This window comes from Frankia sp. CoBUL1 (assembly GCF_978021245.1).
In genome coordinates this window covers 3,405-21,678 of record NZ_CDXDOS010000037.1, presented here as the reverse complement: position 1 = coordinate 21,678, position 18,274 = coordinate 3,405, and the positions used below count along the sequence as shown (strand labels likewise).

Here is an 18,274-nt window from a genome sequence, read left to right as displayed (position 1 = left end):
TAGCCTGACACCCAGGCCCCTTCCCGTTGCCGCCTCCATGGCCTAGTCACCACGGAACGTAACGAGAAGGAGCCCTCTTATTGATCAACGCCAGCCCACCACCTGGCGACCGTCACCCTGACGATCTCACCTGAGCCGAACTGCACCCGTCGTCGTCTGATCGATGACATCAAGGAGCAGGTTCCCATTTGGAAACACCAGATTTTTGCGGATGGCGCGGCGGAATGGGTAGGCGCCTGCTGATCGGGGCACCCTACGATAGAAATAAGTCATCTTCTTGCCCGTCTCGACGTCGAGGCTCCCATGTGGTTCCTGTTGATCCCCCCCGTCGCCGTGCTCATAACTCTTGCGTGGGTCACCCTACGCAGCCGTCCCGACCGCACCTCCGAAGCCATGATCACGATTGAGGGCTACCGGCGCAGTATGGCCGCGCTGGCCCGACCGATCCCCGCCCAGCACGAGGTTCGTACCGTTACCGCCCTCGACGAACCCGGTCATCCCGGTCATCCCGGGCGGTCCGCCTCGGCCGGGGCGCCGTTGTCCGCGAGACACACGGCGCCGCCGCCCGAGTCCATCTGATCGTTTCCGTCCGGCGGCCGGGGCGTCTCACCGGCCGCCGGACGGCGGTTCAGGACCGAGTGGTCCGTCGAGTCCCTCGACCGTGCTTTCGATCTCGTTCTTTACTCCCCACCTCCCGGCCTTCCGCGCGGCCTTCCGGACTCTGCCCCGGCCTTCCGCCGCGCCTTTCGGGCCACCGAATGCCTTTCGGTGTCGATTACCGCAACCCCGGACCGTCGTGGCGAACCTCGGTTCCCGGGCGCCGGGACGAGGGCCGTGAGCCCTGATACATAGACTGCGAGCATGGTCCGGCGCACCCAGACCCTCGTGGTCGCGTCGGTACTGGCCTTGGTTCTCGTGGTCGCGGGGCTGTGGATGCCGGTACCGTTCGTCACCTTGGCCCCCGGGCCGGTCACCGACACCCTCGGCAGCGTTGACGGGACGTCCTTGATCACCGTGGACGGCCGGCGGACCTATCCGACCGCCGGCAAGCTCGAACTGACCACGGTCGAGGAGACGCCCCGGCTCAACCTCGTCACCGCGCTGCGGGACTGGTCCGACTCCGACCGGGCGGTGGTCCCCAGCGAGCTGATCAGGCCGCCCGGTTCGAGTCAGGAGCAGATCCAGCAGGAGAACGCGCAGGCGATGCTCGACTCACAGGACCAGGCGACCGCGGCAGCGCTCGCGCAGCTCGGTATCGCGCCCACCGGCCGTTCGGTCGCGGTCGCCGGGGTCCCCACGGGCTCCCCGGCCACCGGCAAGCTGATGCCGGGCGATGTGATCGTGCAGGTCGGTGGGGTGGCCGTGGCCAACCAGGGGGAGCTGCGCCGGCAGATCGGGAAGGTGGCTCCGGGCCATCCTGTGACGGTCACCTATCGGCGCGACGGAAAGACGGCCACGGCCACCGTCACGACCCGGGCCGCCACCGACGACCCCGCTCGTGCCATGATCGGTGTCACCACGACGGAGAAGCGGACCTACCCTTTCACGGTTCGTATCCGCATCTCCGATGTCGGCGGGCCGAGTGCCGGGCTGATGTTCGCGATGGGCATCGTGGACCTTCTCACCCCCGGCGCGTTGACCGGAGGAAAGATCATCGCTGGCACCGGGACGATCACCTCCGCCGGTGAGGTGGGACCGATCGGCGGTATCCAGCAGAAGATCCTCGGGGCCAGGGCGTCCGGGGCATCGATCTTCCTGGTCCCCGCGGGGAACTGCGGTGACGCCCGCGCGATCGACTCCGGCGGTCCGCGCCTGGTGAAGGTGGAATCGCTGGCGGGCGCGCTGAAGGCCGTCGAGGCCCTCCGGGCGAATCCGGCCGCGGCGGTGCCCTCCTGCTGAGCGCGCCCCCAAGCGCGCCCCATCCGCGTGCCCGGTGGCGCTGTTGTGCCCGGTGGCGCTGTTGTGCCCGGTGGCGCCGGAAGAGGGCGGGCGGCTGCCGTGCGCCGCCGCCCGCCGGGTCGACTCACTGGAAGGTCGCGAGCAGCCCGTCGACGAGGTTGTCGGCCAGATCCGGATCGATGACGAGTTCGTCGTCCCCGCGGACTCGCAGGCAGGACGCGTGCAGCCCGCTGCGGGTGACCCCGACGGCGAGGCGGACGTCCTGGCGTTCGGGATGGTTCGCCGCCCAGTACTCGATCTCGTGATCGGAGTACGGAGCCTCCTCCTCCGCGCTGGGCGGCAGGACGACAAGCTCGGTGACCAGCACGCATCCGAGCACCTCCGGCGGCCATCCGATCCCCGCCAGCACCTCGTCGAGCCGCCCCACCGGCAGCGGTTCCTGCTCGACCGGGGTCAGCGACCCAGGCGGGGAGTCGCCGATGTGGGGGGCCAGCGCGGGTTCTCGCGCCAGCAGGTCGGCGGTGTCGGCCAGCGCGTAGACCTGGCTGGGCTGATCCCACCCGGAATCGGCGACGTGCCGCTCGACCTCAAGTACGACGGAGGTCAACTCCGTGATGTTCGGGCTGTTCACCGACCCATCCTCTCCGATCTCCCCCAGAGCCCCTGGCGTAGGTTGCCGTACTAGGGCGGTACGCGTCCCGAATCACCGAATCACCGACGCACGGAGGAACCTGTGGCAACCACCAGTCGCCGCCCGGTGCTGACCCGCACCAGGGTGCTCGTGCCGGTGCTGCTTGTCATCGTCCTCGCGATCACGATCATCGCCATCTTCGCCCGGCTATACACTGACCTGCTGTTCTACCGCTCGATCGACTTCAGCAGGGTGTTCACCACTGTCCTCTACACCCGGATTTTGCTGTTCGTCCTTTTCGGCGTGGTAATGGCGATCATCGTCGGGACCAACATCGTACTTGCGTACCGGCTACGGCCGCCGCTTCGGCCGTTGTCGACCGAGCAGCAGAACCTGGAACGCTACCGGTCGGTGATCGAGCCGTATATGCTGCTGATCTTGCTCGCGGTCACGACGCTGTTCGGCCTGGCTGCGGGTCTGTCCGCCGCCGGCCAGTGGCGGACGTGGCTGCTGTGGGTGAACGGCGAGTCTTTCGGGACCCCTGATCTGCAGTTTCACCGGGATATCAGCTATTACGCGTTCAGCTATCCCTTCCAGCGGTTCCTGCTCGGCTTCCTGCTGAGCGCGGTGCTGCTGTCGTTGCTCGTCACCCTGCTGACCCACTACCTGTTCGGCGGAATCCGGATGCAGACCACGGGGGAACGGGTGACCCCGGCGGCGAAGGCGCACATCTCGGTGCTACTCGGGCTGCTCGCCCTGCTTAAGGCGTGGGCGTACTACCTCGACCGGTTCGGCTCGGTGTTCTCCTCGCGCGGGGTGGGGACCGGTGCGTCCTACACCGATGTGCACGCCGTGCTGCCGGCGAAGCTGATCCTGCTGTTCATCTCGCTGGCCTGCGCGGTGCTGTTCATCTACAACATCTTCCAGCGGGGCTGGACGCTGCCGCTGCTCGGCGCGGGCATCCTTGTCCTGTCCTCGGTGGTGATCGGCGGGATCTACCCGGCGATCGTCCAGCAGTTCCAGGTCCGGCCGAACGAGGCGACCCGCGAGGAGCCCTACATCGCGCGCAACATCGCGGCGACCCGGGCCGCCTACGGCATCCAGGACGTCGAGCCGCAGGATTATGCCGCCAGCACCGACGTCACCGCCCAGCAGGTCGCCGCCGACACCGGCACGGTCCCCAACATCCGTCTACTCGACCCCAGCAAACTCTCCCGGACGTTCCAGCAGCTCCAGCAGTTCCGCGGCTACTATGGTTTCCCGCCGACGCTCGACGTCGACCGGTACACCGTCACAGGGGCGGACAAGAAGTCGACGACCCAGGACTACGTGGTATCGGTGCGGGAGCTGAACCAGGCCGGGCTGGGAACGCAGCAGCGCAACTGGATCAACGAGCACCTGACCTATACCCACGGCAAGGGATTTGTCGCGGCGCCGTCGAACACCGTCGACGTGGGGCGCCCCGACTTCGATCACGGCGTGAGCGGTTTCCCGCAGGACGGTACCTTCGGTATCAAGGAGAACCGGGTCTACTTCGGGGAGATGTCGCCGTCGTATTCCATCGTCGGCACCAGGCAGATGGAGATCGATGGGCCGGGGCCGGGAGAAACCCAGGTCACCACGACCTACCAGGGCGACGGTGGGGTCTCGATCGGCTCGACCTTCCGTCGGGCGCTGTTCGCGCTGCGGTTCGGGGAGAAGAACATCCTGCTCTCCGGTGACATCACGAAGAACTCCCGGATCCTGGACGAGCGAAACCCGCGGGACCGGGTGAGCAAGGCAGCGCCCTGGCTCACCCTCGACGGAGACCCGTACCCGGCGATCGTCAATGGCCGGGTGACCTGGATTCTCGATGGTTACACAACCTCCGACGGCTATCCCTACTCCGCCCGGCGCACCCTGGGTGACGTGACCGCCGACTCGGTGACCACCCAGAGTGGCAACCGCACCCGGCAGGCCTCGAACCAGGTCAACTACATCCGTAACTCGGTGAAGGCGACAGTGGACGCCTACAACGGCACCGTCACCCTCTACGCCTGGGACGAGTCCGACCCGGTGCTACGGACCTGGATGAAGGCGTTCCCGGACACGGTGAAGCCGAAGAGTGACATCCCGCCGTCCCTCCGAGCACACTTGCGTTATCCGGAGGACCTGTTCAAGGTCCAGCGCGATCTGATCGGGCAGTACCACATCTCCAACCCGCGGGACTTCTACTCCCAGGAGGACTTCTGGGATGTGTCCGACTCGCCGGATGGAAGCGGGCAACCCCAGCCGCCGTTCTACGTCTACAGCCAGCTTCCCGGGCGCAAAGACCCGTCCTACAACCTCACCTCGCCGTTGATCTCCGCCCGGTCCTCGAAGCTCGCGGCGTACATGGCGGTGTCCAGTGACCCCGCCAACTACGGCCGGTTCACCCTGCTCAAACTGCCGGCGGGGAACACGATCAACGGTCCGGTCCAGGTGCAGAACGCCATCGAGGGCAACGGCGACGTGGCCAAACAGTTGTCACTATGGCGCAGCGGGGGAGCGACCACGATCGAGGGCAACCTGCTGACCCTGCCCCTGGCCGGCGGCCTGCTCTACGTCGAGCCCTACTACGTCCAGGCCAGGGGGAGCACCGGCTACCCGACCCTGCAGGGGGTCGCCACGGCCTTCGGCGACCGCATCGGTTTCGGTGCCTCGCTGGGTGAGGCCCTGGACAAGGTCTTCGGTGCCGGTGCCGGTGCCGGTGCCGCGGCGGCCGGGGCCGGCACCGGGGCCACGACCACGGACGCCGGTCAGGACGGCACGCCGGCTCCCGGATCCGGGCAGGGCGGGGCCGGCGTCCCGCCGCCGGGGCAGACCGCGCTGCAGGACGCCGTGGGCGACGCCGACCGCGCCTACCAGGCGGGGCAGGACGCCCTGCGCAAGAGCCCGCCGGACTTCACCGCCTACGGGAAGGCCCAGAGCGAGCTGGCTGATGCGCTGGGTCGCCTGCGTACTCTGTCGAGTCCGGCGGCGACACCGCCCGCTGCCACGGCGACACGGGCCGGTGCGTCGGTGCCCGCGTCACCGGTCCCCGCGTCACCGGCAGCCAAACCACCGGCTCCGTCTCCTTCGGCGACCGTGGCCGGCGGCGACACTCCCGGTCCGCCGGGGGCCCGGGCCCCCGGCGCCCGGCTAGTCCCGAAAGTTCCGAAATTGGGGCCGCCATCGATTTGACAGCCGCCGATGGCGGCCCTGTATAGTGAAGACACACCGACGCGGGGTGGAGCAGCTCGGTAGCTCGCTGGGCTCATAACCCAGAGGTCACAGGTTCAAATCCTGTCCCCGCTACCAGTCGAAAGTTCCCTCGGAAATTTTTTCTGAGGGAACTTTTGCATTTAGGCAGGCATCATTATCACGGGCCGTTTTCATCGGAATCCGTCCGCTCCTTCCGCCGGTTGGCGACCCGGGTGCCCGGCCGGGATACGCGTCGACGCCCGGCGGCGCGGGGCCCGGACTGGCGGTCGTCCGAGCCCGGGACGCACAGTGGTGGCCCGGGAGCCGCCCCCGGCATGGCGGCCGTCGGCGGCGGGTTCTCCCGCGGCGGGGCCCGTCCCGGGATCAGCGGGGGGTGGTTCCCGGGGTTCGCCACGGGCTTGCCGGACGCACCGCCTCGGCCGCCCGCATCAGCGCTTGGGCCAGCCGGCGGGCCTCGTCCGGATCCAGGTAGGCCGCGGCAAGGGTGTCGAGCATGGGCGCATCCAACCGGAGCAGGATGACCGGAGCCTTCCCGGCGCTCGCCGGTGGCTCGGGACGTACCGTTATCTCCGCCTGCCCGATCCGGGTAACCATAATGCCGTCCTGCGGGTCATGGTGGACCAGCGCCATGTTCACCCCATCGTGTGTCCGGGCCGAGATATTTGACGTTCGTTGCATATGTTGGACTCTTGTTGTGGCCGCTTGGTTGTTCCCGTCGGCGGTACAAACGGTGACACTCCCGAACCGCATGCCCGCCCGCGTCGCCGCGCCCGGCGGCCCGTCGGCAGGTTCTGCGCCCTATCGATGTTCGACCCGGCCCGGCTTCCCCTCCGCGCCCGGCGGCCCGCGCTGTCGGCGTCCGGACGTTTCAGCGTGCTCCCCAGGCGTAGGTCTGCTTGACCAGCCGCAGGTAGACGAACGTCTCGGTGGCGAGGACCTGTGGCAGAGCGCGGATCTGCTCGTTGATCAGTTCGAGCAGGTGCTCGTCGTTCTCGGCGACGATCTCCACGATGAGATCGAAGGATCCGGCCGTCAGGACGACGTAATCGACCTCGGGCAGCGCGGCAATCGTGTCGGCGACGACGCGGGTGTCCCCGGTGACCCGCACTCCGATCATCGCCTCCCGGTGGAAGCCCACCCGGAGCGGGTCGGTGACGGCGACGATCTGCATGATGCCGGCGTCGAGTAGACGCTGCACCCGTTGGCGCACGGCCGCCTCGGAGAGCCCGACCGCCGCCGCCATGGCCGCGTAGGATCGCCGGCCGTCCTGCTGCAGCTGCTCGATGATGGCCTTGTTGACATCGTCCAGCAGGGTGTCGGAGCTAAGTCGCTGGCCGGGCGACCGTCGCGACTGCACCCGGTGTCCTCCTCAGTCCTCCGTGGCGGTTCCTCACGCCCGTTCCCGCTGGCCTGCCCCTGCTGCCATCGTATGGCCGTCGATGAGTGAACTGGGAAGCGAGCCTTATCCACGCAATCTTCGACGGATTCCATCGTCAAACTGCCGATCAGGCTACGCTTTCAGTGGCTGATCGGTGGAAAGGATGCGTGGATAGTGTCGAATGTGACTGCCTCCGGGAGCGGTGCGACCCGGGTTGTGCCGCAGGCCAGGGTCGCGGAGTTGGCCGCGCGCGAGTCCGCCCGCCTCGACGTCCGCACCCGGGGCTCGGAGGCGCTGCATGCGCGGGCGGTGCGGTCGATGACCTCCGGGGTGCCGTCGTCCTACCAGGTGCGTGATCCCTGGCCGATCTACCTCACCCGCGGTCTCGGGTCGAAGGTCTGGGACGTCGACGGCAACGAATACTCCGACTTCCACAACGGGTTCGGTTCGATGGTGCAGGGGCACGCCCACCCGGCGATCGTGCGGGCCGTGACCGAGCGGGTGGCGCTCGGTACGCACTTCGCGATGCCCACCGAGGACTGCGTGGTGGTCAGCGAGGAGTTGGCCCGCCGCTTCGGGCTGCCGCAGTGGCGCTACGTCAACTCCGGCTCCGAGGCGACGATGGACGCGATCCGCATCGCCCGCGGCGTCACCGGCCGCGACACGATCGTCAAGATCTTCGGTTCGTACCACGGGCACCACGACTACGTGATGGTGTCGATCGGGACCCCGTACGACGACATCGGTCCGGCCGAGAACATGAACTCGCTAGGTTACGGTGCCGGGATCCCCCGGGTGGTCGTCGACCTCACGGTGCCGGTCCCCTTCAACGACGCTCCGGCGATGGAGCGGCGGATCGCCGCGCTCGCCGCCGAGGGACGCCTGCCTGCCTGTGTGATCATGGAGGCGGCGATGATGAACCTCGGCGTCGTCCTGCCGGAGCCCGGTTACCTGGCGGCGGTCCGGGAGATCACCTCCCGGTACGGGGTTATCCTGATCTTCGACGAGGTCAAGACGGGGCTGTGTGTGGCGGCCGGTGGGGCCACCGAGAGGTTCGGCGTGCGCCCGGACCTGGTGACCCTGGCCAAGGCGCTCGGTGGCGGGCTGCCGTCCGGGGCGATCGGCGCGACGGCGGAACTGATGGAGGCCGTGGCCTCGGACCGGGTGAAACAGGTCGGCACGTACAACGGCAACCCGCTGACCATGGCTGCCGCCCGGGCGAGCCTGTTCGAGGTGCTCACTCCCGACGCCTACACCCACCTCGATCGGCTGGGTGGCCGGTTGACCGCCGGCTGCGACGAGATCCTGACCCGGCACGGCATTCCCGGCTACACCGTCGGCATCAGCTCGAAGGGATGCGTGCACTTCACTGACGCCCCGATCCGTGACTACACCTCGTTCATGGCGCACCAGAACGTCGAGTTGCCCGAACTGGCCTGGCTCTACAACGCCAACCGCAACGTCCTCATGGCGCCCGGGCGCGAGGAGGAGTGGACGTTGTCGGTGCAGCACACCGACGCCGATGTCGACCGCTACCTCGACAGCCTCGACCAGATGGCCCGGGACCTCGTCGGCTGAGCCGGCCCGATCCCCCAGGAGGGACCAGAGACATGGATGCGATCTTCGCCAATCTCATCGGTGGCGTCTCCACCCCGGCCGTCGATGGCGAGACAATGCCCATCCTGAACCCGTCGACGGCGGACCTGCTGGCGCAGGCACCCCGGTCGGGGCCGGCCGACGTCGACGCGGCCGTGGCGGCCGCGAGCGCGGCGTTCGAAGGCTGGCGGGACACCACGCCCGCGCAGCGGTCCCGGGCACTGCTGCGGGTGGCCGACGCGCTGGAGGACCGGGCCGACGAGGTCGCGGCGGTGGAGAGCGCGAACACCGGCAAACCGCTGCGGCTCACCGTGGACGAGGAGGTCGGGCCGTCCGCCGACCAGATCCGGTTCTTCGCCGGGGCCGCGCGGCTGCTCGAGGGCCGGTCGGCCGGCGAGTACCTGGCGGGGCACACCAGTTATGTCCGCCGCGAGCCCATCGGGGTCTGTGCCCAGGTCACGCCCTGGAACTACCCGCTGATGATGGCGGTCTGGAAGGTCGCGCCGGCGATCGCGGCGGGCAACACCGTCGTGCTCAAGCCCTCCGACACCACCCCGGCCTCCAGCCTGCTGCTTGCCGAGATCGCCGCGGAGTTCCTCCCGCCCGGCGTGCTCAACGTGGTGTGTGGCGATCGTGACACCGGACGCGCGCTGGTGGCCCATCCGGGCCCGGCGATGGTCTCGGTGACCGGCAGCGTGCGGGCCGGGATGGAGATCGCCTGGGCCGCGGCGGACTCCTTGAAGAGGGTGCACCTCGAACTCGGGGGCAAGGCGCCGGTCATCGTCTTCGACGACGTGGATCCGGCGGTGGTGGCGCGGCAGATCGCCGAGGCCGCGTACTTCAACGCCGGCCAGGACTGCACGGCTGCGACCAGGGTGCTGGCCGCGCCGGGCGTCCACGACGACCTCGCAGCCGCCCTGGCCGAGGCGGCCGGGAAGACTGCGACTGGATCGCCGGAGGAGCCCGACGTCGACTACGGGCCCCTCAACAACGCGGGCCAACTGGCCCGGGTGAGCGGTTTCGTGGAGCGGGCACCCGAACATGCCGAGGTGCTCGCCGGCGGTGCTCCGCTGGACCGGGCGGGCTACTTCTACCCGGCCACGGTCGTCTCGGGTCTGCGCCAGGACGACGAGCTCATCCAGTCCGAGGTGTTCGGCCCGATCATCACGGTGCAGCGGTTTGACTCGGAGGACACCGCGGTCGCCTGGGCCAACGGGGTCGAATACGGCCTGGCCTCCAGCGTCTGGACCCGCGATCACGGCCGGGCCCTGCGGGTCGCCCGCCGACTGGACTTCGGCTGCGTATGGATCAACACGCACATCCGGCTGGTGGCGGAGATGCCGCACGGTGGGTTCAAGAAGAGCGGGTACGGCAAGGATCTGTCGGTCTACGGCCTGGAGGACTACACCAGGATCAAGCATGTGATGAGCAACATCGAATTCTGACCATCAGGTTCTGACCACCAGGTCAGAAGCGGTCGGGCGCGGGGAGCCGGGTGCGAGTCCCGGGCGGGCTCCCGGGGTAGGTCGTGGAAGTAGGATGGTGTGCTTCGAGCGGGGGCAGGTGGGTGGCGGCGAGTCGCGGGTGGGTGGTGGCGAGTGAGGAAGAATCCAGCCTCGGTCGTGGCATCGGCAGACGGGACGACGAGCACCGGAGGCGGCCGTGCCCATGGCGTGCCCCGGGTGGGCCCGCTGACCTCCCGCTTCGTCACGGTCCACGGGTACCGGCGGTGCTATCTGCGGGCCGGGCGCGGGCCGGTTCTGCTGCTCATCCATGGCATCGGGGACAACGCGCGCACCTGGGCCTCGATCATCCCGAAGTTGGCCCGCCGGCACACCGTCATCGCTCCCGACCTGCTGGGACACGGTGAGTCGGACAAACCGCGCGGTGACTACTCGGTGGCCGGCTACGCGTGCGGCATGCGAGACCTGCTCACCATCCTCGGGGTCGAGCGCGCCACGGTCGTCGGACACTCGCTGGGCGGCGGGGTGGCCATGCAGTTCGCCTACCAGTTCCCGGAGCGCTGCGAGCGGTTGGTGCTGGTCGCCACCGGCGGGGTCGGGCCGCACCTGCATCCCGCGCTGCGGGCGGCGGCCGTGCCCGGAGCCGGGGCGGTGCTGTCCCTGATCGGCATGCCGCCGGTGCGGGTCGCCGGCTGGACCGGAATGCACGCGCTGCGCCTGCTGCACACCGATCTCGGGCGGGACGCCGACGATCTCCTGAACGTCTTCGACTCGCTGGGCGTACCCACCGCGCGGGCGGCGTTCCTGCGCACGCTACGGTCGGCGGTGGACGGGCGTGGGCAGTCCATCACGATGCTGGACCGGTGCTACCTCGCCGCCGGGATGCCCTCGCTGATCGTCTGGGGTGACCGGGATGCCGTCATCCCGGTTGAGCACGCGTGGATGGCGCACGAGGCGATGCCGGGGAGCCGCCTGGAGATCTTTGCCGGTGCCGGGCATTTCCCCCATCACACTGACCCCGAACGCTTCCGGGCGGTTCTCGAGGATTTTCTGGCGACCACCCGGCCGGCGAGTCACTCCCCGCAGCAGTGGCGGACGATGCTGCGTGAGCACGGCCGCTCGACCAGGACCACGGAAGTGTCCGCGCCCGCCGCCCAGCCGTCGGGCGCGCGTTCGGCCCCGGCGGAAGCCGCGGGTCGTGGCCTCGGTCGTGGCCTCACCCGGAGCCGATAAACGGGCACGGCTGCCGGCCACCGCGGGGCCGGGATCCGCCGTTATACGTTCACCGAGGTGACCCGTCGCATCGGAGCGGACCCGCTATGCATCCACGACCCGGTTGGCCATCCATAGCCATGCCTTGCGGGAAGTCACCCGGTGAGATGCGTCGGTGCCGTTCTCGGCTGAACCGCTCTCGCGGAAGCTCTTCCCGGTCACCGATGGATCCGGCCAGCCGAGGATCAAGGACTCTCGTACCTCTTGGCGTGCCGCCTGTTCGGGCCAGAGTCTTCGCGTGATGCGCTGTCTTCCGGCTCGGGTCTGCATTAACTGGTCGGCACCCGCTATCGTGGAGTTCAACGGGCAGGCCGACGTCAATATGGCCTATCCTTGGTGGCGTAACACCAAAGTCCTCTCAAATCTCGGAGGTCGACCCTTGGCACGCCGTGCACGACTCAGCTGGCCCCAGGAACGGCGCCAGGCGAGTGAGGTGGTTGTCCGCCGGGTCGACCCCGGTCGGGGCTGGACCCTGGAACAGGCTCGTGACCTGCTACGACAGGGATACTCCGTCGAGCATGTGGCGGAACGCACCGGGTTTCCGGAGCAGATGCTGAAAGTCGCCGAGGAGGACTGAGTGCAGCCTCCCGACATCCCGGTGTCAAGAAAGTGCCACGATGCGCCATCGTCGGCCGCCGGCGCGGGAGTGAGTGTTATCCCTTTCGTGGTCAATCCGCAGGTTCGGGGAACCGATCTTTCCCTGGTGATCGAGGGCGACGCCGGCTATAGCTTGCACGGCGCTATCCTAACCAGCAGTGATATGACGGTGTGCCGGAGTCGCGTCACGCTGCGCACAACTGAATCAACGACTTCGCCTGGTTGACCACCCAATTCGTCTGACCTTGGCGCATCTACGACAGTCGCCTCACCGGGCACCCCTGCTGGCTATGCCCGGGTGGCACCCGTCACGCGTACCAGCCGGCGTAGATGGTCACTGTAGACCGCATCGAGCCCGTAGCCGGCTAGCCGGGTCAGTGTGGTTGTTCGTTGCGCATCCCACCCGAACACGGCGATACCCAGGTCGTGGAGAACACCGACGATGCCGGCCCGTGGTGGGGTCCATTCACGCGCGCGCAGGTTGAGGGCGGTGACTCCGACAGCCCGGAGTTCATCGCCGTACGCGGTCATTCCGCCGCCGGTGACGATGTCGCGGATCGACGTCGAGTTCACCAGCCGGACGTCGTCATCCAGCGGTCGGTATTTCGCGAGGTCCGTGAGCCCGCCGCACAGCCACAGCCGCCTCGCGGCCTCGCCGCCACCGGCCTCGCGGGCGACGGTGACGACGGCCGCCGCCGCGTCCGCCCAGCTGCCCGGCGGGCCCTTCAGATCAAGACTGAACTCGAAGGACGTACCCAGCTCCGCGTAGAACTCCGCGAGGGTTGGCAGCCACCCCGGCAGGCGGTCGGCGGTCAGGTCGGGAATCCGCCGACGCCGCCCGGGCGGGCCGAACACACCGTCATGATGCAGGACCGGAACGCCGTCGGCGGCGAGCCAGACGTCCGACTCCAGCCCACTCGCCCCGCCGGCCAGAGCGCGACGGAACGCGGGCAGGGAGTTCTCCCGCTGGCCGGGGGCGGGAGAACCACGATGCGCAAAACCGATCATGAAGAGCCGTTGAACGACTGCAGCGCGACGTTGTGGAGATGCCCGTTGGTGGTGAGCACCGTGCCGTGTCCCGGTCCCCGGCGCCCGCCCAGGTCGGTGAACCGGCCACCGGCCTCCTCGACGATGACCTGGAGCGCGGCCATGTCCCAGAGCGACACCGCGGGTTCGCAGGCGAGGTCCACGGCGCCCTCGGCGACCATCATGTGCGACCAGAAGTCGCCGTAGGCGCGGGTCCGCCAGACCTGGCCGGCGAGGTGGAGGAACTCCTCCAGCCGGTCGGCGGTCTGCCAGCCCTCGACGGAGGCGAAGGACAGGAAGGCGTCACCCAGGCTGGTGACCGAGGAGACCTTCAGGGCACGGGTGTCGCCAGTGGCGTCGCGAGTGAAGGCGCCGGTGCCCCGGGCTCCCCACCACCGTCGGCTCATCGCCGGGGCGCTCGCGACCCCGACGACCATCTCGCCGTCCACCTCGAGTCCGAGCAGGGTGCCCCAGACGGGCACGCCGCGCACGAAGTTCTTGGTGCCGTCAACGGGGTCCAGGATCCAGCGCCGACGGGCGCCCGATCCGACGAGACCCTCCTCCTCGCCGAGCACGGCGTCGCCCGGCCGGGCCACGGCGAGCCGTTTGCGGATCATGGACTCGACGGCGGTGTCGGCGTCGGAGACCGGGGTGTTGTCCGGCTTCGACTCGACGTGCAGGTCCACTGCCTGGAATCGGGAAAGAGTGATCCGGTCGGCGGCGTCCGCGAGGCTGAGCGCGAGGGCCAGATCGTCGGCGATGGCGACGGTGTCGGAGTCCGCGGTCGGTTCGATGCTCACGGATGCGGGGTTAGGCGGGGTCACGCCTGCGAGACTACGAGCCGAGCGCCACCGCGCGTCGGTGGTCCCGGGCGCTGGACACCAGGTGGCGGGGTGAGTGTGACCAATCTCCCGATCTATTGCGATCAAGGTGAGGCTCCGCGGGTGCCGAGCAGCCGGCGCAGGCTCGCCAGCCGGGCGGCGTCGGCATGGCCGTCCCGCACCGCCGAGTCCAGAGCGCAGTCGGGGGACGGCGCCAGGTGCTCGCATCCGGGCTGACAGTGCGCGGCGGCCGCGGCGAGGTCCTCGAAGGCGCGCAGCACCCGGTCCGGGGACACCGCGCCGAGCCCGAACGACCGGACACCCGGGGTGTCCACGACAGTGCCCCCCTGGGACAGCCGCAGTGCGACAGCGGCCGACGAGGTGTGCCGGCCGCGGCCGGTCACGGCGTTGACCTCGCCGATCGCCCGGTCCGCCGCCGGCACCAGCCGGTTCACCAGGGTGGACTTGCCGACCCCGCTGTGCCCGAACAGCACACTGACCCGATTGGTCAGCAGCTCCAGCAGCGCGCGCAGGTCCCCACCGGGGCGCGTGGTCACGACGGGGAGTCCGAGTGGGCGGTACAGGTCCACCAGCACTGCCGGATCCGCGAGATCCGTCTTGGTCAGGCACAGGACCGGGGAGAGCCCGCCGTCGTAGGCGGCGACCAGGCATCGGTCGATCAGGCCGGGCCGCGGCGGCGGATCGGTGACCGCGCAGACGATGACCAGGACGTCGGCGTTCGCGACGATCGGGCGCTCCACCGGATCGCTGTCGTCGGGGGTGCGCCGCAGGACGCTCGTGCGTTCCTCGCGGCGGACGATGCGCGCCAAGAGGCCCGCCGCCCCGGAGACATCTCCCACGAGGGCCACCCGGTCACCGACTATCACGGAGGTCCGGCGCATCGACCCACCGCGCACGGCCGCGACCAGGAGGTCGGCCATCGCGTCGAGCCGGCAGGTGTACCGGCCGCGGTCGACACCCACTACCACCGCCGCGACCGCCTCGGCATGGTCGGGCCGGTCCCGGGTCCGGGGGCGCGATCCCCGGCCCGGCCGGACCCGGACGTCGTCCTCGTCCAGCTCGCGGGCCATCGGACTAGCCGCCGGCGCCGTCGGCCTGGCCCGGGGGGCGTCGCGTCGCGCCGCTCATTGGTCCAGCATCGCCGTCCACATCTCGGGGAAGTCCGGCACCGTCTTGCCAGTCGTCGCGATGTTGTCGATGACGATCCCGGGCACCACGAGGCCTACCACCGCGTAGGCCATCGCCAGCCGATGATCGGCGTGCGGGTCGAGTCGGGCGCCGTGCAGGGGCGCCGGACTGATCGCCAGTCCGTCGTCGGCGACGGTGATCCGTGCGCCCAGGCGACCGAGTTCGAGGGCCAGGGCGGCCAGCCGGTCGGTCTCCTGCAGCCGCAGATGCGCGATGCCCCGTAGCCGTGACGGCGAGTCGGCGAGCACGGCGAGGGCGGTCAGTATCGGAGCGGCCTCCCCGAAGTCGGACAGATCGACGTCGATCCCGTGGACGGCACCGCCGCCGGTGATCTCCAGGCCCGCCGGCATGCGCCGGGCCGTGCCTCCCATCGCCACCAGCAGATCGGGCAGCAGCCGGCCGGGCTGCTCGGTCGACTCCGGCCAGTCCGGGATCATCACCCGCCCGCCGGTGGCGACCGCCGCCGCGAGGAAGGCCGCCGCGCTGTTCATGTCCGGTTCGATGGTCCGGTCCGCGGCGGTCGGCCGGCCCGGTTCGACGCGCCAGCGCCGGGTGTCCGCCACCGGGCCGGCCGCGGGGGAGCACACGGCGTCGACCTCGACCGTGGCACCGGCGGCCCGTAGATCCGCGACGGTCATGTCCAGGTAGGGAGCCGATGGCAGCCGGGACCCGCGGTGGACGACCGTCACCCCGGTGTCGTAGTGCGGGGAGGCGAGGAGCAGCCCCGAGACAAGCTGGCTGGAGTGGGAGGCATCCACGATCACCTCGCCGCCACGCAGCCGCCCTCGGCCGTGCACGGTGAAGGGCATTCGGTCGCCGTCGATCTCGGCGCCGAGCTCGCGCAGCGCGCCGAGCAGCGGGGTGAGCGGACGCTCGCGCATCCGCGCGTCTCCGTCAAAGACGACGTCGCCGCGGGTCAGCGTGGCCAGTGCCGGGGTGAAGCGCGCCACGGTGCCCGCGTTTCCGCACTCCGCGCGCGCGGTGGGTGCGGCGCTCGGTGTCGGGTGGCCGTGGACGACCCAGTCGGGACCCTCGGTGGATACTTCGATACCCAACGTCCTCAGCACCCCGGCCATCAGCAGGGTGTCGCGGGAGCGCAGCGCACCCCGCAGCCGGGAGGTTCCGTTCGCCAGCGCGGCGAGCACGAGTGCCCGGTTTGTGCCGGACTTCGAGCCGGGCACCGCGACGACGGCCTCGACCGGTTGCCGTGCGAGTGGAGCCGGCCACGGATCGGACTGCGTTCCGGTGGCTTCGCTACCCGTCAGGATGCTCACCATGACAGCATGCCGGACGACGGCCCGGGTCAACCGCGTCATCGTGACATGCGCCGGCCGACACCTGATTCCCGACACCTGATTCCCGACACCTGATTCCCGACACCCGATTCCCGCCGGCCGGCACGGGGACGAGGCCCGGCTCCTGGGAATCGCGGCCGTCCTCGAACGCCTCGCCCCCTGACCCGCGTGGACCGACCGCCGCGCCGGATCTTAGGCGGACCGGCGGGCCGAGGCGATGAGATGGATGCCGATGGACTCACCCTCACGCTCGGCGGAGAGTTCCACCTCCGTGCGTACCAGGGTGGGGAAGCACGAGACGTCCTCGGCGACCGCGCGCTTGACCGCCTCCGCGGAGAGCACGGTGCGCGGGCGGATCCAGTCCACGTCGAGCCCTGCGCTGGTCAGCAGTGCCCGAAGTTCCTCGGGCCAGAAACACCGGGTGATCGTTCCGTCTTCCGCCGGCACGAGCACCACGTCCGCCCGCGGGACGTCGGACAGCTCCGCCCAGCGGTGCTGTTCGGCGAGCCGGGCGAGTCCGAGCAGCAGGGAGTCGACGCAGAGCAGCAGCCGGCCGCCCGGCCGCAGCATCCGATGGATCTCCTCCAGGATGGTCTCGGTGGCGAGGCAGAACGACAGCGCCCGAGCCTCGGCGAGGACGGCGTCAAAGGAACCGGGAGCGAACCAGTCCAGCGATCGGGCGTCTCCCACCACCGGCAGAAGCGTCCCGGGACCGCTTGCCGGATCGGGCGGCAGGGCGCTGGTGACCACCCGGACGACCTGATGGCCGGTGCTCACCATCTGGCGGGCGAAGCGGGCCCGCGGGCCGGAGACGTCGAGCACCCGCGCGGGCCGGGACGGTAGCCATTCGCGGAGCTGGACCGCCGCGACCTCTTCGTAGAACGCCCAGTATGGGTCGTCACTGTTGGCTGGAGCCTCGCAGACCAGGGTGTTCGCTCGTCCGCGAGACGGACCCGGATCGGCGTCGGGGCCAGGCGGCATGAAACGTTCCTACCCTTCGAGGGGCGATGATGCGAGGTAAGTCACACACTCAAGGCGGAAGTCTGACAGATTCCAGGCTCGACCACGCCGTGTCCTTCCCTGTTCGTGCGGATAGATGCGCACCGGATTCGCCGTCCACCGCCGCCGACCCCGGGCAGGTCCCGGGTAATGGACCGCTCACAGCTGTGGACGGCGGACGGCTGCTGGTGGTTCCCGGCACGGCGGAGTCGACGGTGCTTTTCCTGCACGGAGCCGGGACTGGCACGGACACGCCGCTTTTCGTGCAACTTGCGGCATATCTCACCTCTGTCGGGGTGCAGGTGGCGCGGCTGGAGATGCCGTACCGCGTCGCCGGGCGCCGGGCGCCGGACCGGCCGGCCCGGCTCGACGCGGTCGCGATCGCCGCGGTCGAGGCGCTGGGCCCGCCGCGCCCGTTGGCCTTCGCCGGTGCCTCGATGGGATCGCGGGTGGCTATGCGGGTCGCGGCCGGGCTCGAGGCGCGCGGCGTGCTCGCCCTCGGCTTCCCGCTCCAGCCACCGGGAACCACGCCGGCAGGCAGAACCAGGCCGTCGCGGCAGGACGAACTCGACGGTGCGGGCGTCCCGGTGCTCGTCGTCCAGGGTGAGCGGGACTCCTTCGGGCGACCGCGGCCCGATCCGGAACTCGGCCGCGAGATCCATCTCGTCGCGGGAGCCGACCACTCCTTCCGGACCCGCCGACGGGATGCGCGTCCGCCCGGCGAGGCCGTGGCCGAAGCGGCCCGGGTCGGCGCATTCTGGCTGCGGGAATCATCCGCGGGCTGATCCGGTTGTGCGGGCAGTCAGCCGACAGCTAACCGGCAGCCAGACGACGTCACGGAGGCTTCATGACTCCTGGGAGCAGCA

General features: G+C 69.7%; 16 protein-coding genes, 1 tRNA gene and 1 pseudogene. 10 read left to right on the top strand and 8 right to left on the bottom strand.

The annotated features are described in order from the left end of the window. Positions 1-150 precede the first annotated feature (150 nt). The 3 genes and pseudogenes from AC08OX_RS05530 to AC08OX_RS05520 all read left to right on the top strand — a co-directional run. A pseudogene (locus tag AC08OX_RS05530) lies at positions 151-243 on the top strand (molybdenum cofactor biosynthesis protein MoaE); the annotation flags it as partial. A 150-nt stretch (positions 244-393) separates the two neighbouring features. Continuing rightward, entirely contained in the window at positions 394-579 is a 186-nt protein-coding gene (locus AC08OX_RS05525; protein ID WP_198030946.1) for a hypothetical protein, read from the top strand. 282 nt (positions 580-861) lie between these two features. Beyond that, positions 862-1,899, top strand: coding sequence for a YlbL family protein (locus tag AC08OX_RS05520; protein ID WP_476606818.1), 1,038 nt, complete (start codon positions 862-864; stop codon positions 1,897-1,899). A 124-nt stretch (positions 1,900-2,023) separates the two neighbouring features. Here the strand turns inward: AC08OX_RS05520 and AC08OX_RS05515 are convergent, their stop codons facing one another. Beyond that, the gene (locus AC08OX_RS05515; protein ID WP_011438157.1) at positions 2,024-2,530 is read right to left on the bottom strand and encodes a PPA1309 family protein; all 507 of its coding nucleotides are present in this window, start codon (positions 2,528-2,530) and stop codon (positions 2,024-2,026) included. Positions 2,531-2,632: 102 nt separating this feature from the next. On the opposite strand from AC08OX_RS05515, the gene AC08OX_RS05510 reads away from it, so the two are divergent. Together AC08OX_RS05510 and AC08OX_RS05505 are read left to right on the top strand one after the other, a co-directional pair. Beyond that, positions 2,633-5,731 (top strand): UPF0182 family membrane protein, encoded by a 3,099-nt coding sequence (locus AC08OX_RS05510; RefSeq protein ID WP_476606817.1) that lies wholly within the window; start codon positions 2,633-2,635, stop codon positions 5,729-5,731. 40 nt (positions 5,732-5,771) lie between these two features. Then, positions 5,772-5,848, top strand: a tRNA-Met gene (locus tag AC08OX_RS05505). A gap of 267 nt (positions 5,849-6,115) precedes the next feature. Here the strand turns inward: AC08OX_RS05505 and AC08OX_RS05500 are convergent. After that, a complete protein-coding gene (locus AC08OX_RS05500; protein ID WP_023841369.1) occupies positions 6,116-6,430 on the bottom strand; it encodes a DUF6907 domain-containing protein in 315 nt (104 codons plus the stop codon). A 190-nt stretch (positions 6,431-6,620) separates the two neighbouring features. After that, complete coding sequence (locus tag AC08OX_RS05495) at positions 6,621-7,109, bottom strand: Lrp/AsnC family transcriptional regulator (protein WP_476606816.1); 489 nt, start codon at positions 7,107-7,109, stop codon at positions 6,621-6,623. Between the two features lie 195 nt (positions 7,110-7,304). Between AC08OX_RS05495 and AC08OX_RS05490 the strand changes: the two genes are divergently transcribed. The 4 genes from AC08OX_RS05490 (at position 7,305) to AC08OX_RS05475 (ending at position 12,038) form a co-directional block, all read left to right on the top strand. Then, positions 7,305-8,708 carry an aspartate aminotransferase family protein gene (locus tag AC08OX_RS05490; RefSeq protein WP_476606815.1) on the top strand — a complete coding sequence of 468 codons (1,404 nt, stop codon included), beginning with the start codon at positions 7,305-7,307 and terminating at the stop codon, positions 8,706-8,708. Positions 8,709-8,740: 32 nt separating this feature from the next. Beyond that, complete coding sequence (locus AC08OX_RS05485; RefSeq protein ID WP_476606814.1) at positions 8,741-10,171, top strand: gamma-aminobutyraldehyde dehydrogenase; 1,431 nt, start codon at positions 8,741-8,743, stop codon at positions 10,169-10,171. Between the two features lie 177 nt (positions 10,172-10,348). Beyond that, positions 10,349-11,422: an alpha/beta fold hydrolase gene (locus AC08OX_RS05480; protein ID WP_476606813.1), complete on the top strand. Its 1,074-nt coding sequence runs from the start codon at positions 10,349-10,351 to the stop codon at positions 11,420-11,422. 418 nt (positions 11,423-11,840) lie between these two features. Continuing rightward, positions 11,841-12,038 carry a hypothetical protein gene (locus AC08OX_RS05475; RefSeq protein ID WP_035729797.1) on the top strand — a complete coding sequence of 66 codons (198 nt, stop codon included), beginning with the start codon at positions 11,841-11,843 and terminating at the stop codon, positions 12,036-12,038. Between the two features lie 308 nt (positions 12,039-12,346). Here the strand turns inward: AC08OX_RS05475 and AC08OX_RS05470 are convergent, their stop codons facing one another. The 5 genes from AC08OX_RS05470 to AC08OX_RS05450 all read right to left on the bottom strand — a co-directional run bounded on the left by AC08OX_RS05470 (position 12,347) and on the right by AC08OX_RS05450 (position 17,390). Further along, a complete protein-coding gene (locus AC08OX_RS05470) occupies positions 12,347-13,066 on the bottom strand; it encodes a glycerophosphodiester phosphodiesterase (RefSeq protein WP_476606812.1) in 720 nt (239 codons plus the stop codon). Beyond that, a complete protein-coding gene (hisN, locus tag AC08OX_RS05465; protein ID WP_476606811.1) occupies positions 13,063-13,908 on the bottom strand; it encodes a histidinol-phosphatase in 846 nt (281 codons plus the stop codon). Before hisN ends, AC08OX_RS05470 begins: the two co-directional genes overlap by 4 nt. 101 nt (positions 13,909-14,009) lie before the next feature. Further along, positions 14,010-14,996, bottom strand: a complete 987-nt coding sequence (gene rsgA, locus AC08OX_RS05460; protein WP_476606810.1) for a ribosome small subunit-dependent GTPase A — start codon at positions 14,994-14,996, stop codon at positions 14,010-14,012. Positions 14,997-15,050: 54 nt separating this feature from the next. Continuing rightward, positions 15,051-16,391, bottom strand: coding sequence for a 3-phosphoshikimate 1-carboxyvinyltransferase (aroA, locus tag AC08OX_RS05455; protein WP_476606819.1), 1,341 nt, complete (start codon positions 16,389-16,391; stop codon positions 15,051-15,053). 210 nt (positions 16,392-16,601) lie between these two features. Next, the gene (locus AC08OX_RS05450; protein ID WP_476606809.1) at positions 16,602-17,390 is read right to left on the bottom strand and encodes a methyltransferase domain-containing protein; all 789 of its coding nucleotides are present in this window, start codon (positions 17,388-17,390) and stop codon (positions 16,602-16,604) included. Positions 17,391-17,575: 185 nt separating this feature from the next. On the opposite strand from AC08OX_RS05450, the gene AC08OX_RS05445 reads away from it, so the two are divergent. Beyond that, complete coding sequence (locus AC08OX_RS05445; RefSeq protein WP_476606808.1) at positions 17,576-18,193, top strand: alpha/beta hydrolase family protein; 618 nt, start codon at positions 17,576-17,578, stop codon at positions 18,191-18,193. The last annotated feature ends 81 nt before the right edge of the window (positions 18,194-18,274 follow it).